The organism is Lentibacillus sp. Marseille-P4043 (assembly GCF_900258515.1).
GTDB lineage: Bacteria > Bacillota > Bacilli > Bacillales > Amphibacillaceae > Lentibacillus_C.
In genome coordinates, this window is the sequence record NZ_LT984884.1 from 3,492,068 (window position 1) to 3,507,295 (window position 15,228).

Consider the following 15,228-nt stretch of genomic DNA (forward strand, 5'->3'; position numbering starts at 1 on the left):
AAATAGGTGAAGGAGAGTGTCTATGCAGTTGAATGAACTGATTAAAACCTATGAACAGGATCGCAAACAAGCTTACGGATCGATCAATCAGCTATTGGACTTTTATCAAAAGAAATATATCGCTGGAGAAATTGACATCACTTCTTATCAAGAAATCTTTCATATTTTGCATGATAAAGGTGCAAAATCATCACATGAATATGCTTTGTAAGTTCCATTCTAAAGAAAAAGAAGCCAAAATTTAATGGCTTCTTTTTCTTTGTTTTACACTTAAATAGACGATTCCAAGGATAAATACTACAAAAATACCAACAACCATTAGAATGAATGGCCAGTTTAAACCCTTATCTGGTTCTGCTACATATATCTCTACTGATTCACGGTCAATTCCAATCTGGTACTCACCATTTTCATCTGCGCGAACAATATTATCACCTAGTAAACCAGTCAACTGCATGCCTTCAGGTACAGCTGTGGTTGTAATAGATTTCGTTCCTGTATCATTATTAATGGCAATAAATATCGTCGTGTCTTCGTCAAAACGTTTAAATACACTCATTGCCCCGGATGATCCTACAAATTCAAATTCACCATAAGCTAATGCAGGAAATTGTGAGCGAATGGTCGCGATTTTATTAAAATAGTTTTGTAAATCTTGATCTTTATTATTAAATTGGACTAATTGCTGTACCTCTGCGTGTGTTTCGCCATCCATTGGAATAGCGGATCCCTGATAGACTACCGGCACGCCAGGTGTTGTATACATATAAACGAGCGCCAGTTTCCAAGTCGTTAGAGGGTTTTGCCCGTTTTCAACGATTTTTCTAGTAAAGCGCTCGGTAAACTTATCGTCAATCGACAATAAGCCTGTTCGTTTACCAGACTCTTCCCACACTTGATAAATTTTCTCAGGTGGTGTACCAATTTCTGTTAGAACATTTGCTAACGTTGCTTGCATTGTGGAATTTTCGATCAATGGAATGCCTGTATGTAAATAGTTATCTGTTACATCGTCTTCCTTTAGAACGCTGCCGGTTAAATAGATATCCGGTTTGACGCTCTTTACATGATCAACGAATTCCGTTAAAAATGAGACTGGCGTTTGTTCAATTGCATGCACATTATAGCCGTCAATATTTGCTTCTTCAAGCCAGTAGTCTGCAGCCTTAAATAGCATGTCCCTCACTTCCGAATTTTTCACATTCAATGTTACTGCTTGATCTAACCACAATGTATCTGTGACTGTTGTTGGGATTGTTTTATCGGGATCGTCTGCGAAAGGATGTGACGGCGCAGCATAATTCGGCACAAATTCAAGCATAACTTTCATATCCCGTTTGTGTGCTTCCTTTACCAACTTCTTTAAATCATCCAACGTTCCAAACTGCTCCTCTACTTTAAAGAAATCCTCAATCCAGTAACCGTGATATCCATCGGGTGCATTTTTCATAATAGAGGATAAGGAAATCGTTGTAAAACCTAACTCTTTAATGTAGTCTAGTTTATTTGTAATCCCTTCAATGTCCCCGCCATGATATGCCTCCGGATCATCAACGTTTACCTGATCACCAAGTTGTTGATCCCCATTGTTAAAACGGTCAACAAAAATAGAATAGATCATTTCCTCATTGATGGATTCCTTCTCTTCCGCATGTATCGGGTTAATCCCACTGATCAAGAGAGGGATAATAAATATAACTGATAATAACTTTTTCATACAATTTTTCCTCCAAAATAGTAGTTGCCTAGTACTATTATTACCTATTTCAATCAATAGTCAACGATCTCCATTGTATTGTTGAAAATACTTCATAAAATAAAGGTTAATTAAGTGGGAATCCAGCACCGTAAACAAGCAAAATGTGTAAAAAATAACGGCTGTACCCCTCTATTAGGGATACAGCCTAATTGTTAAACGTATCCATATTCGTTGAAAACAGTGCCTCTAGTTCCTCATTTGGTGCAATATGCTGTTTCGCTCTATTTACTGCAATCGGTCCTTCATTAAATCCACCAGCAATTAAATGCAGTTTATTTGGGTAATTGGCAATATCGCCAACAGCAAAAATTCCTGGAATCGACGTTTGCATCGTGCTATCCACTTTCATTGTTCCGTCAGCCATGTCGCACCCCCACGCTGCAATAGCACCTAAATCAATCTCGAATCCATGATTAACGATAAGATCATCAAGTGGTATCGTCCGCTGCTCACCCGTTTCTATGTGTTCGACAATTATTTCTGAAACTGTTTTGCCGTCCCCAATCAGGTTGACTATTTTGTAAGGGGTATAAAGTTTAACTGTTGAATTTTTCATTTGTGATACATTGCTTTCCATCCCAGAAAATATGTCTTTCCGGTAAATCAGGGATACTTCATCAGCAATTGGTTCCAACTCATTTGCCCAATCAATTGCCGTATTTCCACCACCGGACAGCACAACTTTTTTTCCACGAAACTTGTTAAGTTCACGTACAAAGTAGTGTAGGTTCCCTTGTTCATAATTGGGTGCTTCAGGTAAGTCCAGCTTCATTGTTTTTAACATTCCAAATCCGGTTGCTAAGATGATCGTCCGAGTATAGTGTTCTTCCCCATTATGTGTGCGTACGATGAAATTGCCGTCTTTCATTTTTTTTAATGTTGTTACTTGTTGCCCAAGAACGACTGTTGGATCAAACGTTTTTGCTTGTTCAACTAATTGGGTTGTCAAATCTTCTCCAGTTATTTTAGCAATCCCACCGATATCACGAATGATCTTTTCTGGGTAAAAATAAGGTACCTTTCCACCAAGAAACGGAAGGTATTCAATTATTTTTGTTTTCATCTCCCGCATACCACTATAAAATGCGGTAAATAGGCCAACAGGTCCTCCACCGATAATTGTTACATCATAAAGCTCTAGTTGTTTATTTATGGTAAACCCTCCTTACTAACTTGTCCTGGTTTAATACCAAACAATACTATTTTTAAGGCTGTTTTGTTGCTTTCTTTCCCGCCGCTAGTTCTACTTTGTCTTCATCAACAAATACACGAAATAGGGTGTGCTAAGAATAGCAACAACAACACCGACTGGAATTTCAGTAGGTGTAAGAACATTTTTCCCAATTACATCCGCTGCCATCAGTAATAATGCGCCAATCAACGTTGAAACAGGTATAATCCGTTGATGTGTTGGACCAACAATTCGTCTTGCAATGTGTGGGACAACCAAACCAAGAAAGGCAATCCCTCCTCCAGCAGCGACACAGGCTCCAGCAAGCGCTACGGCAAGCAGTAACAGGATTCGCCGTTCATGCTCTACTTTTGATCCGAGGCCCGCTGCAATGTCATCACCCAAATTCAGTACGTTCAAACTGTAGGCTTTATGTAATGTGAAAGGAATCAAAATTAAAATCCAAGGTAACAGAGCATACACAAAACTCCAATTTGCATTCCAAATATCACCAGCAAGCCAAACCGTTGCCTGGCGAAAATCTTGTGGATCCATTTTTAATTGAAAAATGATTAATGCTGCACTAAACGCGGCGTTAACTCCAATTCCTACTAAAATTAACCGTACAGGGTTGACGCCGTCTTTCCATGACAACGTATAAATTAGAAATGCTGCAAAAACCGCACCAACAAGAGCAAATAATGGCATGATAAACGCTGAGATTGAGCTTTCCATATTTATCGTGTCCTGGAAAAAGTAGATAAATAACACAACCGCAAGACCTGCACCCGTATTAATTCCCAATATACCAGGATCAGCAAGTTCATTTTGGGTTACACCTTGTAAAATGACACCTGATACAGCAAGACCCGCACCAATCAATAGGGCTAAAACAATCCCGGGTAAACGGAAATCAAATAGAACCAATTCCTGCCTTTCTGTACCGTTACCAACAAGCGTTTTTATTACATCAAGTGGTGCTATTTGAATGACACCTGTGCTTAAACTAACAAAAAACATCGCAATGATTAGCAAGACTAACAGCACCATTACAGCTTGGAAGCTTTTTCGTTTTATCGATTTCTCTGATGTCATGATTTAGCCCCTCCATTGCCACGTGCCAAATATAAAAAGAATGGAACACCAATAAGTGATGTTATAGCCCCTACTGGTGTCTCAAATGGGGCGTTAACCAAACGTGCGGTCACGTCAGATAAAACAAGCAAAAGTGCTCCAAATAATGCTGATGATGGTATGATCCAGCGGTAATCTGTGCCCATAATAAATCTAGTTATATGGGGAATAATTAAGCCAACAAATGCAACTGTTCCTGCAATTGATACAGCTGCACCGGTCAACACCAACACGGCTACAATACCAATAATCTTTGTGACAAGGTTGTTTTGCCCCAAACCAGTTGAAACATCTTCACCTAAGCTAAGTAATGTGATCGATCTCGAAATGGCCAACGCAAAAAACAGACCTACCCCACCAGAAATAAGCAGAATCATAACGGATGTCCAATCTGTTCCAGCCAATCCTCCAGCAAACCAAAAACTCATTTGTTTCTCAAGTTGAAAATGGAGGGAAATGACAGAAGAAATAGAACTGAGCAGCGTGCCTATCGCTACACCTGCCAATGCTAATTTAACAGGTGTTAATCCGCTTGTCGAAAAGGACCCAACCATGAAGACGAGTACGACTGCAATTCCTGCACCAACAAAGGATGCGACCGTAAATCCCAAGTTACCAGCACTTGGAAAAAATGCGAGCATAACAACAAGGGTAAATGCCGCACCATCCGTTACCCCCATGATTGATGGAGATGCTAGGGGATTACGTGTCAATCCTTGCATGATCGCACCTGATACTGCTAGAAACGCCCCAACTAATGCCGCACTTATAGCACGCGGCAAACGCAGTTCCTGAATAACCTGATGTTCTGTGATGTTCGTATTGAAATGAAAAACCGCTTGCCAAACAGTCGAAAGATTAATGTCGACAGCCCCATATGAAACAGATAATCCAATTGAAAAAATTAAAGCGATTAATGTAATAATATTGATAATACTTTTTAATAGATTTGATTTTTTAATAAGTGTTACCATCCTATTCCCCTGACTTCACCAATTGTACGAAATAAATCGGTTAAGAATCATTATCAATTAAAAGTATAATCGTAAACGTCTTGCACTGCAATGATATTTGTTTAATCTATTTGACAAATAATTGACATTACAATTGAAAATGATTATCATTACCGTTAGAAACATAACTTTTTTAAAAAAGGAGAAATACATATGATTACAAAAACAAAGTCAAGCATTCTGGCAATAAGTGTTATTTTCATCCTATCAATAGTAATGTCGGCATGTGGCAATGATGATGATTCAGATAAATCAACCGATGAATCCAACTCAGAATCAGACGGTAACACAGAGATAACCCTTGACAGTAAAATGGGTGAAGTAACGATTCCGGGAGATATTGAAAACGTTATCGCCCCCTACCATGAAGATGCCCTTTTAGCTTTAGGAATAACACCAGTTACCAAATGGTCAATCGGAGAAAGCATCCAAAATTATTTAGAAGCTGATCTAAAAGATGTGCCAAAAATTGAATGGAATCTTCCACAAGAGCAAGTGCTTGAACAAAACCCAGATTTAATTATACTAGAAAGTAATCTTGACAGTTATGATGGAAGCTATGAAGATTATCAAAAAATCGCACCTACTTATGTTATGACGGAAGAAGTCAGCAACGATTGGCGAAAACAAATAGAAACGTTTGGAAAATTACTTGGGAAAGAAGCCAAAGCTGACGAGGTTCTCAAGCAATACGATCAAAAAGTTTCCGATGCCAAAGAAAAATTAAACGAAGCAATAGGCGATGAAACCGTTGCACTTATTTGGACCATGGGAGATCAATTTTACCTATTCGAACATGACCGCCATATAGCCGAAGTGGTATATTCTCAACTTGAGATCAACCAACCAGCATTGGTTGAAAACTTAGGTAATGCTGATGCAGCACAATGGAACCCTATCTCAGTAGAAAAGTTATCTGAACTTCAAGCAGACCATGTATTTTTACTTGCTGAAGAAGGGGAACAAGGAATCGATACATTAAAAAATAGTAGTGTATGGCAAAGCACCCCTGCTGCCCAAAATAATCAAGTCTATGTGATGAACGATCCAAGTCATTGGACGAACAAAGGACTAATTGCATCGGAGAAAACCATTGACGCAGTAGTAGATACTCTTACAAAATAAAAAAAGGGATCTGACCTTTTAGAGGATCAGATCCTTTTTTTATTTTATGCAAACCCGCCCGGCAGACGGCCAAAGCCTAATATCATTGTCAATAATACAGCTATTACAAGTTGAATCCACCAGCTTTTCGTTGGCTCTTCTCTTCCTGATTTCAAGCTAATCATTTCCATTGCAAAGATTGCCCAAATACCCGCAAGTCCTTTAAAAATTGCCTCACCCATCATCGAGCTTCCACCAAAATAATTGGCAAGTAATGATCCGCCTGAATATAGAATCAATAAATAATCCAAGCGAAGAATCATTTGTACAATTTTTGCACCTTTTGCTTTACCTGTTTTATGTAGAATAACAACAATAATAAACAGAATAAATGCTAGTGCCCACGCTGTTACATGTAAATGTGTATTCATTTAAGTACCTCCTATTATTTCCTAAATCGTTTTCCAACTATACATTGCAATAAGACTATCATATCATGTCCGACCTATAAATTCATTTGAAATTTATATGAACATTTTTTACAGGGGAGAAAAATATACTGAAAACTGTTATAATAAGAATTGTGCTTTATTTGCGTTTTTATTAAAAAGTACAAATAAAAAATAGGAAAAATACGTAGGCAAGAGCACAATATTTTTCCAAACTTTGGAGGGTTACTATGTCACAATCTAGTCAACAAATTATCGACCAAACACAGGAATATGGTGCAAAGAACTATCACCCGCTCCCTGTTGTGATAACAAAAGCAGATGGTGTCTGGGTTGAGGATCCAGAAGGCAACCGCTACATGGATATGTTAAGTGCTTATTCTGCAGTTAACCAAGGGCACCGTCATCCAAAAATTGTCGATGCACTAAAGGAACAAGCAGACAGGGTAACACTAACTTCTCGGGCATTTCACAATGACCAGTTAGGCCCATGGTATGAAAAAATTTGCAAACTAACAAACAAAGAAAATGCACTACCAATGAACACAGGCGCTGAAGCAGTTGAAACGGCAATAAAGGCTGCTAGAAGATGGGCTTATGATGTTAAAGGTGTTGCCGAAAACAAAGCGGAAATCATTGCTTGTGAAGGAAACTTCCACGGCCGGACAATGACAGCGGTTTCTTTGTCATCAGAAGCGGAATATCAACGTGGATTTGGTCCAATGTTACCAGGTATTAAACTCATCCCATACGGTGATATTGATGCACTAAAAGCAGCAATCAACGAAAACACAGCAGGCTTTTTGTTTGAACCAATCCAAGGAGAAGCTGGTATTGTTATTCCTCCTGAAGGATTTTTGAAAGAAGCGTACGATCTTTGTAAAGCAAACAATGTATTGTATATAGCCGATGAAATTCAGGCAGGACTAGCCCGTACAGGTAAAATGTTCGCTTGTGACTGGGAAAATGTTACGCCAGATATTCTTATTTTAGGTAAAGCCCTTGGTGGTGGCGTTATGCCAATTTCATGCATTGTTGCGAACAGCGACATTCTCGGTGTATTTAACCCCGGTTCACACGGATCTACATTCGGTGGCAACCCATTAGCATGTGCCGTTTCTGTTGCTTCACTTGAAGTTATCGAAGAAGAACATTTGGCAGACCGTTCATTAGAGCTCGGAAACTACATGATGGAAGAACTGCGAAAAATCGATAATCCTGCAATTAAAGAAGTACGTGGAAAAGGACTATTTATTGGTGTTGAGCTAAATGAAGCAGCCCGCCCATATTGTGAGGCATTAAAAGAAAAAGGTTTATTATGCAAAGAAACACACGAAAATGTTATCCGTTTCGCCCCACCACTCATTATTGAAAAAGAAGATTTGGATTGGGCGATTGGACATATTAAAGATGTTTTAAGAGGATAAACTAATTGTTAAAAGATAAAGTAAGTAAAAACGGCTTTCCATTATGGAAAGCCGTTTTTATCCCAAACATTTGATAAAGATGGAGATGATCAATTTGTCTGCTGCAACTAAACCTATAGGCGTTGCTATTATAACTGGTGTTATTGTGGTTTTACTAGGTTTCATTCAAGATATCTCATCGATTATATATACTATTTGTATTTCGGTGGCATATTTAATTGGTATTATCAGTTTTGTTAAATCAAAGAAGGACAAGATTAATATTTTCTTCTTTGTCATTATTACCATCTTATATATTGCTTTTTTATTTCGATTTAATGTTTTTGATTTCCTTTAATACATTTGTTTAACATTTCTTTTCCATAATGGCTGTCTTTTCCCATATGTCAGACTCCGCCACACCCACTCAAGTGGCCCAAACAGAAAATGAGTAAACCACCATCTGCTAAGGAAAATTTGCCCGATGAACACAACTAAGACGATAACAACACCAATACTAGGATTAACCGAACCGTACAATCCAAACCCAATCCCATAAAATAGAACAAAACTGATCAATGATTGCGTAATATAATTTGTCAACGACATTCTGCCAACATAGGAAAATGGTTTGATGCATTTTAATCCTATGTTTGTTTGCGCCAGTAAAACAATAGAGACAACATAAAACAATGCCGATGCCGTGCCACCAATATTATCCTGAACATAAGAAAACCAGGTTGGATTCCCATAAAGGTATGGGCCCATTTTTATTGCGATAAACACCATTAAACTTACAACCCAAAAAATTTTAAGTAGACTTATTTTTACACTTGGCTGATGGAGCCAGCGTTTTCTAGCAATATACATACCAAGCAAAAACAATGGCAGTAATGACGTAACCGATAGGAAATACGAAAATAAGCCATTTGCATAAAACCAGTCATTCACATTTTGGGCCAAAATAACGGATAACTCACTACTGCTATAGTGGGCTTTGGCTAAATAGATCGCCGCGACATCGTAATAATCTAGATACCCTCTGAAGTCATATAAAAACCGTGTATATAAAAATGCGCTTCCACCCAGCAAAAGACAGGACCATACTAGCAATGTTTTATTCGAACGGTTGATAAAAGCTAATAAAAATAATCCAATGATTCCATAGGATAATAAAATATCGCCATGCCAAATGAAAAAAGCATGAATAAATCCGAAACCGATTAAAATTAGTAACCTACGAAACAAAAAAGAATGTACGTTAATTCCTTTTGCTGTTAGCCGTTCTTTCAACAGTTGAAACCCGAACCCAAACAAAAACGAAAATAGCGTATAAAAACTAGCTTGAAAAAAAATATCGATAACCGTTTGCGTGTAGTGATCAACAGGCTCCGTCCAAGCGTCCTCAGCGCCGCCATATAAAAAATATGGTGCCGAAAATGCTCCAATATTCACCATAAAAATACCAAAAATCGCAAATCCCCTTGCCGCGTCCATCCATATAAGGCGATGCGTTTCTTTAACTGGCTCCACACGATTGTCCATCCATTCTCACCTTCCCTCGTGAGCAAATCAACTTCTAAGCGTATAACTTCAAAAATATATGTATTCAATCTATTATTCGCCCTCGTCATCCAAACTTCCTTCTTGCTTTCAACAATTTAGGAAAATCACATAAACTAAACAAAGAAGGAGGAATAAGTATGCCAGCACAAGTGGGAGCGGTCAAAGTTATCACGGTATCCTCTTCAAGCATTCTAAATATTGGAGACGTGTATTCGATGTGCCCAGAAAGTTCTGCAAAAACTTATGCTGGTGGAGGTTCCTTTAATACAGGTGACGGAATTCGTATAAAATTAGCAGATTCTAATACGTACGTTTACGATAAAGATCACATTGACCAACCAGTCGATTAATTAGTGGAGTGAGCAGCATGAACATGACGATCCATCAATCGATCAACATTTATATGATCAAAATCGGTTCCATAACCAATTCTTCCGTTTTGCAAATCGGCAGCACTGGAAGTATCCAGGCCCAAGCGGATATTCATAATACCGGAGGATATACGGAACCAGCTGAAGAAGCTATACCACTAGGAAAACGTTCTACCCCATTAATTCCACTTTCCCAAACAAAGCACGATTTTTAAGCATTCACATAAACTAACATAGGCCTTAACCTAAATACAAACCGATTTTTTTACCAAGCGTGAGAGGGGATTTTTTTATGAATGGAAACGAATGGACTACTTACTTTTATGACCTTCACCAGCATATTCAGGAACAAGGTAAAAAAATAAAAGAATTGGAATCAAAATTGGACCAGGTAGAAACGATTTCCAAAGAAAAAAATAAAAATACAATCGAAAAAATCGAATACAATTTTGACCAATTAAAAATTGAACGATTGGAAGGAACACTTCATATCGGGTTGTCACCTAGTGATTTAGCAAACATTGATGATCTAGGAATCAATCAAACAAATCCTGCCAATTTCCAGCCCCCAATGAAGCAGTCGTTATTATCAGACCTAAGCCAACACATAAACCAAGAAGGTCCTGCATTAATCCAAGATTTAGCAAATCAATATCGAAAGCCTGTGGACGAAGGCTTTCAGTCGATCATGCTACAAGATATTGAAAAACAACTCCCTCAGCGAATTGCTTTTTACGAACAGGAAGCGAAGGATCAAAACATAAACTCAGAAGATCAATTAACAGCTTACATCACGGAACAAATTAAAAACGAAATTTATCAATCACTTGTTAATTATATGCAAAATAACGAACAAAAAGGAGCAGATCAATGAATTTAGAAGTTCACAACTGGGGATTAAATGTCGGAAATGTAGAAGTTGATGCAATCACAGCTTCCTCAGTATTCTTGATCGGTGACAATGACGAAATGATGCTGGCATCGTTTTTCGATACACCACCAGAAGCGTTCACTGTCGGGAATGTTGTTCCATTAGCACCATAAAATAATAGTTTCAGAAGGTGATGACAGCATGGAAAAGAGGAATGTACGCGTCAAACATATTAAGGGGAACTCCGTGTCATTTAGTTCAATTTTTTCGATTGGTGATACAGCAACTGCCGGACCAAAATCAAATGTGATAGCGGTACAAAAAGAGGGAGCTATATTTACGAAAAAAGATGATGTAGAATTTACGAACTATCGATTATTTAATCAAGCCGTTAAATGGCCAAAAAATGGTAAACACGTTAAGCAGCAAATTAATCATCACACAAACAATATCAATGTGCATCATGCATCTTTTATTGGTGTAGAAACCTCGTCTATCTTTCAGGTAGGAAGTATTGGCAATATATCCACTGAAGCACGCATTAAACACTTCCGAATATTGCATGATGAAGACAGGAATGCTGCACAAAGCACATAAGACATTCATACTTTATTCTATATAATAAAAAAATCTCGAGAAGGTGTTAGGATGCCATCGATAGTAGGTCCTTTAAAGGTTAACAGCATTGATGGTGGGGTTGTCAATTTTGGAGATTCGTTTTACCTATCTCCAAAAAGCACCTCAAAAACCAGTGCTGGTTCGGGTTCGTTCAATACTGGAGACTTTATCAATACAAATACTGGCTACAGTTCTACAAACCCATTTGACCAAGACGCATATGATCAACTAATAACGTCGAACGCGTAAACGGTATCAGCCCCCTGCTAGCGTGGCAGGGGGCTGATCCGTTATTTATATTGTGATTGATCCACAACCATTAATTGTATGCCATATATGATCATACAGGCGGACATTGCTAGTGACCCCCAACCAAGTGTTTTTTGGTCAACCTCCAGATAGTTGTTACAAATCTGGTCATCCGAACCGATATACAACCATGCCATTACCATAAGAACCAACATGATATATACATAGATAATGCCTTTTCCAATTCCCCCTAGTCTACTCCAACTATCACGGAGAGGAACTCCCACCAAAAATGGTAAACTAATAAATTTAAATATTTCCACTGCCTGCACTGTAATTGCTTCATCCATTGCTCGTGGTATCATCCAATAACTCCAGACAATCATCAATAAGAGCATTCCCGCCACTCCATTGCTGTTCCATTTCCCGAAGAAGTGCGGAAATTTTCGTTGGAGGAATGGCGCCATCAAAAAACCTGAAATAACGAGTAGCGGTATTTGCATGTGCATATGCACGATCATAATTGATTCTAATAGATTCGCAACCGGGGGAAGAATTAAGAAAACATATAGCAATAAACCATACATAGCCTGTTTCATTGATTATTCCCCCGCTTCAATTAGTATTTTGTTCACTGTGTTCGCGGCTTCATCTGTTTTAGTGAAATCCAATACTTCCAACAAATGTCCCTGCTTGCCGATCAAATAAAATGCTGTATTATGGGTGAAATTCCCATTTCCATCTGGGATCACAACAACGCCCAATTTATTTAATAGTGTATCTAACTCCGTTTTATTCTTAACCCTCGCCATTCGCCACGTTTCTCCATCACTGCCGAAATAGGTGCGATACTTTGTCAGTGTTTCTGGATTATCCCGCTCCGGATCAAAACTAATGCTTAAAAATACAATGTCCTCTCCAATATATTTTTGCGGGATCATCTTATAAACATTAGCCATATTCATCTCTAATTGTGGACAAACGGTTGTACAACTCGTATACATAAACGTTAAAAACACAAATTTCCCCTCGGCAAACGAATCAAATGTATAGGTCCTTTCTCTACTATCTTGCAGTGTGACACTAGGAAATGTCGGCTTGTTTTTTATTAATTCATATGTTCTAGCACTTTCCGCAGTAAAAGCGTGAAATCCATCTGTACCAATATAAAACAAGATACTGCCAAAAATAATAACGATTGTTATAGCCAATGCATTACGCCGATTTTCGATCATTACCATCACTTCCTTAAGCAGAAGTTAGAGACTAGATGTCGGCAGGCAAGCATTGGAAAGGGAACTTGCTAATTTGCAAATACCCTTCCCAATCACCGACCCTTTATATCTCCCTTCGTATTACCAAGTCTTAATTGGTGGTGATCCTGGTGGTGCATTGACAATAAAATCAACAATTGGTACAACATACGCCATTGCAACAACCATCAGCATTAATACAATCCATAACCCCCACCGCTCTGTCCACAATGGAGTTGGCTGTGCATCAGCTTCCACCTCACCAATTGGAAATTCTGTATTTCCTTTTGGTGCAAAAAACATCATGTTGAACACAGCGTAAACTTGAATGATGACACCCAAAAGCAGTAATGTTGCTCCAATTCCCATTACATATTCGTATGGTATCCAGCTTAGTGCTGTTCCATGGTCGCCATATGTCGTATATGCAGTTCGTCTAGGATCACCTAATAATCCGACTAGATGTTGAGAGCCAGACATCAGGATCATCCCAACAGTCCAAATAATGGTTTGCACGATACCTAGTTTATTCATTTTTGATGTTAATTCTCGTTTTGATAAATACGGGATTAACCAATAACAAATCCCAAAGAAAGTTAAAACAACGGATGTGCCAACAGTTAAATGAAAGTGGCCAACTACCCACATAGTGTTATGAATAACCTGGTTCATCTGATTACTTGTATTTACAATTCCCCCAGCACCTGCAGGAATAAAGGCGATCATTGCGATCATCGGTGCTAAGAAACGTACGTCTCCCCATGGAAGTTTCTTAAACCAGCCAAGCAACCCTTTTCCACCTAATCTTCTTCCTGTCCGTTCAAAGAGCGCAAACATCGCAAATGCAGTCATGAGCGAAGGAAACGCAATCGAAATACTCATAAATACATGTAAAAATTTAATAGATTCCGAGATCCCTGGGTCAATGATTTGATGATGGAATCCACCAGGAATATTTAAAATGACTAATAGAATTACAACAACCCGTGCTAATTTATCATTAAATACACGGCCGCCAATGACTTTCGGTACAACGACATACCAGGCAGACGTTGCTACAATATACCAAATGTTTACGAGTGTATGGCCGAAGCTCCAAAATAGTGTACGACTTACCATAACGTTAATCGTTTCTTTCCACCCTAAAGACCAAGGAATAAGTGTTAGCACTTCAATTGTGACACCGATACTGCCGAAGAACCAAAGTACAAACACCCCCATCGCAAAAAATGCTAACAATGGTGTTACTTCCCCGCGATGATGTTTTCTCCAATGAAAATAATTGATGAAAGCACCAAAACAACAAGACCAAATCCCGAGTACAACAAACACTAATCCGATATAAAACACGGGAGAAGCTGCTAATGGCGGATAAAATGTATATAGTACAGATGCTTCATTCATTAAAATTGTAATAATTACTAATGCAACTCCAACCATCATCAAGCCAAATCCGATCCAGGCCAGTTTCCGAACCTTAGGTAGGAGTCCGCCGAGTGTGTGTGAAAGTCCTGCGTATAGATAACCAATGGTAAAAGTAGTTGTAAAAATAAGGATTAATAAAATTCCGTGTGCTGTTAACACTTGATAGTAATTTAACCATACTGGCAATTCCAACAAACCTGCACGTTGTAACCCCTGCAATAATCCTAAAATACCGCCAATGAGCAACGTGATAAATGATACAGTTAAATATGCCTTTGATAGTTTGGCATCTTGAAGGTTAACACCTAAAGCTTTTCGGGCTTCTTTGCGAATAGTTGTTTTTACTGCTCGTTCCATTTATGTTTCCCTCCTTTACTTCACCGTAATTGTTGTAGACATTAACTGATGTCCTGTTCCACAATATTCATTACATAGCACTAAATAGCTGCCAGGTTCATCAAATGTATGTGCTATTTTCTGAATATGTCCTGGCATAACCATTGCATTTATATTTGTTCCAGCAACTTGAAATCCATGTGTTACATCCTTAGAAGTCATGGTAAAGTTAATTTTTGCTCCAGCTGGGACTTCAATATTTCCAGGGGTAAAACCGAATGCTTGTAACGTCATGACTACTTCATATTCATTTTTGCCAATCTGCTTAATCCCTGGCTCGTCAAATGGAGCAGTTTGGTCTACCTTTTGTGGATCAATTGTATCTTTATCACTCGGCGGCCCCATTTCAAGTGCAAATGTTTGATACCCAACGACGACCATAAATAATATTAAAATACCGGCACTTAAAGCAAGCCAGATTTCTTCAAATCGATGCATGTCAT

At 38.4% G+C, this 15,228-nt stretch carries 20 protein-coding genes; 10 read left to right on the top strand and 10 right to left on the bottom strand.

Going from position 1 to position 15,228, the window contains the following annotated elements; genetic code table 11:
• Positions 1–22 precede the first annotated feature (22 nt).
• Complete coding sequence (gene yppF / locus C8270_RS17365) at positions 23–211, top strand: YppF family protein (RefSeq protein ID WP_106498046.1); 189 nt, start codon at positions 23–25, stop codon at positions 209–211.
• Between the two features lie 30 nt (positions 212–241).
• Here the strand turns inward: yppF and C8270_RS17370 are convergent, their stop codons facing one another.
• The 4 genes from C8270_RS17370 to C8270_RS17385 form a co-directional block, all read right to left on the bottom strand.
• Complete coding sequence (locus tag C8270_RS17370) at positions 242–1,717, bottom strand: alpha-amylase family glycosyl hydrolase (protein WP_106498047.1); 1,476 nt, start codon at positions 1,715–1,717, stop codon at positions 242–244.
• 187 nt (positions 1,718–1,904) lie between these two features.
• The gene (locus tag C8270_RS17375; RefSeq protein ID WP_106498048.1) at positions 1,905–2,912 is read right to left on the bottom strand and encodes an NAD(P)/FAD-dependent oxidoreductase; all 1,008 of its coding nucleotides are present in this window, start codon (positions 2,910–2,912) and stop codon (positions 1,905–1,907) included.
• Positions 2,913–3,002: 90 nt separating this feature from the next.
• The gene (locus tag C8270_RS17380) at positions 3,003–4,025 is read right to left on the bottom strand and encodes a FecCD family ABC transporter permease (protein WP_106498049.1); all 1,023 of its coding nucleotides are present in this window, start codon (positions 4,023–4,025) and stop codon (positions 3,003–3,005) included.
• Complete coding sequence (locus C8270_RS17385; RefSeq protein ID WP_106498050.1) at positions 4,022–5,038, bottom strand: FecCD family ABC transporter permease; 1,017 nt, start codon at positions 5,036–5,038, stop codon at positions 4,022–4,024. Before C8270_RS17385 ends, C8270_RS17380 begins: the two co-directional genes overlap by 4 nt.
• A 192-nt stretch (positions 5,039–5,230) precedes the next feature.
• Between C8270_RS17385 and C8270_RS17390 the strand changes: the two genes are divergently transcribed.
• Positions 5,231–6,202: an ABC transporter substrate-binding protein gene (locus tag C8270_RS17390; protein WP_106498051.1), complete on the top strand. Its 972-nt coding sequence runs from the start codon at positions 5,231–5,233 to the stop codon at positions 6,200–6,202.
• 44 nt (positions 6,203–6,246) lie between these two features.
• Here C8270_RS17390 and C8270_RS17395 read toward each other — a convergent pair whose 3' ends face one another.
• On the bottom strand, positions 6,247–6,612 hold the full coding sequence (locus C8270_RS17395; protein ID WP_106498052.1) for a YisL family protein: 366 nt from the start codon (positions 6,610–6,612) through the stop codon (positions 6,247–6,249).
• Positions 6,613–6,860: 248 nt separating this feature from the next.
• Here C8270_RS17395 and C8270_RS17400 point away from each other — a divergent pair, with 248 nt between their 5' ends.
• A complete protein-coding gene (locus tag C8270_RS17400; RefSeq protein WP_106498053.1) occupies positions 6,861–8,057 on the top strand; it encodes an ornithine--oxo-acid transaminase in 1,197 nt (398 codons plus the stop codon).
• A 70-nt stretch (positions 8,058–8,127) separates the two neighbouring features.
• Positions 8,128–8,394, top strand: a complete 267-nt coding sequence (locus tag C8270_RS17405; RefSeq protein ID WP_158701761.1) for a hypothetical protein — start codon at positions 8,128–8,130, stop codon at positions 8,392–8,394.
• On the opposite strand, the gene C8270_RS17410 is transcribed toward C8270_RS17405, so the two are convergent.
• Entirely contained in the window at positions 8,391–9,581 is a 1,191-nt protein-coding gene (locus C8270_RS17410) for a DUF418 domain-containing protein (RefSeq protein WP_106498055.1), read from the bottom strand. The two genes, C8270_RS17405 and C8270_RS17410, sit on opposite strands and share 4 nt — an antisense overlap.
• 158 nt (positions 9,582–9,739) lie before the next feature.
• Between C8270_RS17410 and C8270_RS17415 the strand changes: the two genes are divergently transcribed.
• The 6 genes from C8270_RS17415 to C8270_RS17440 all read left to right on the top strand — a co-directional run bounded on the left by C8270_RS17415 (position 9,740) and on the right by C8270_RS17440 (position 11,711).
• Positions 9,740–9,952, top strand: a complete 213-nt coding sequence (locus C8270_RS17415; RefSeq protein ID WP_106498056.1) for a spore germination protein — start codon at positions 9,740–9,742, stop codon at positions 9,950–9,952.
• Positions 9,953–9,969: 17 nt separating this feature from the next.
• Positions 9,970–10,188 carry a spore germination protein GerPB gene (locus C8270_RS17420; RefSeq protein ID WP_106498057.1) on the top strand — a complete coding sequence of 73 codons (219 nt, stop codon included), beginning with the start codon at positions 9,970–9,972 and terminating at the stop codon, positions 10,186–10,188.
• Between the two features lie 77 nt (positions 10,189–10,265).
• A complete protein-coding gene (gerPC, locus tag C8270_RS17425; RefSeq protein WP_106498058.1) occupies positions 10,266–10,847 on the top strand; it encodes a spore germination protein GerPC in 582 nt (193 codons plus the stop codon).
• A complete protein-coding gene (locus C8270_RS17430; RefSeq protein ID WP_106498059.1) occupies positions 10,844–11,017 on the top strand; it encodes a spore gernimation protein GerPD in 174 nt (57 codons plus the stop codon). The genes gerPC and C8270_RS17430 overlap by 4 nt, the downstream gene beginning before the upstream one ends.
• 28 nt (positions 11,018–11,045) lie before the next feature.
• Positions 11,046–11,441 (top strand): spore germination protein GerPE, encoded by a 396-nt coding sequence (locus C8270_RS17435; RefSeq protein ID WP_106498060.1) that lies wholly within the window; start codon positions 11,046–11,048, stop codon positions 11,439–11,441.
• A 51-nt stretch (positions 11,442–11,492) separates the two neighbouring features.
• Complete coding sequence (locus C8270_RS17440; protein WP_106498061.1) at positions 11,493–11,711, top strand: spore germination protein; 219 nt, start codon at positions 11,493–11,495, stop codon at positions 11,709–11,711.
• A gap of 41 nt (positions 11,712–11,752) precedes the next feature.
• On the opposite strand, the gene C8270_RS17445 is transcribed toward C8270_RS17440, so the two are convergent.
• From C8270_RS17445 to C8270_RS17460, 4 genes are all read right to left on the bottom strand, one after another.
• Positions 11,753–12,310, bottom strand: a complete 558-nt coding sequence (locus tag C8270_RS17445; RefSeq protein WP_106498062.1) for a hypothetical protein — start codon at positions 12,308–12,310, stop codon at positions 11,753–11,755.
• Between the two features lie 3 nt (positions 12,311–12,313).
• Positions 12,314–12,946, bottom strand: coding sequence for an SCO family protein (locus C8270_RS17450; protein ID WP_106498063.1), 633 nt, complete (start codon positions 12,944–12,946; stop codon positions 12,314–12,316).
• A gap of 120 nt (positions 12,947–13,066) precedes the next feature.
• Positions 13,067–14,746, bottom strand: a complete 1,680-nt coding sequence (locus tag C8270_RS17455; RefSeq protein WP_106498064.1) for a cbb3-type cytochrome c oxidase subunit I — start codon at positions 14,744–14,746, stop codon at positions 13,067–13,069.
• Between the two features lie 15 nt (positions 14,747–14,761).
• Positions 14,762–15,223: a cytochrome c oxidase subunit II gene (locus tag C8270_RS17460; RefSeq protein WP_106498065.1), complete on the bottom strand. Its 462-nt coding sequence runs from the start codon at positions 15,221–15,223 to the stop codon at positions 14,762–14,764.
• Between the last annotated feature and the right edge of the window lie 5 nt (positions 15,224–15,228).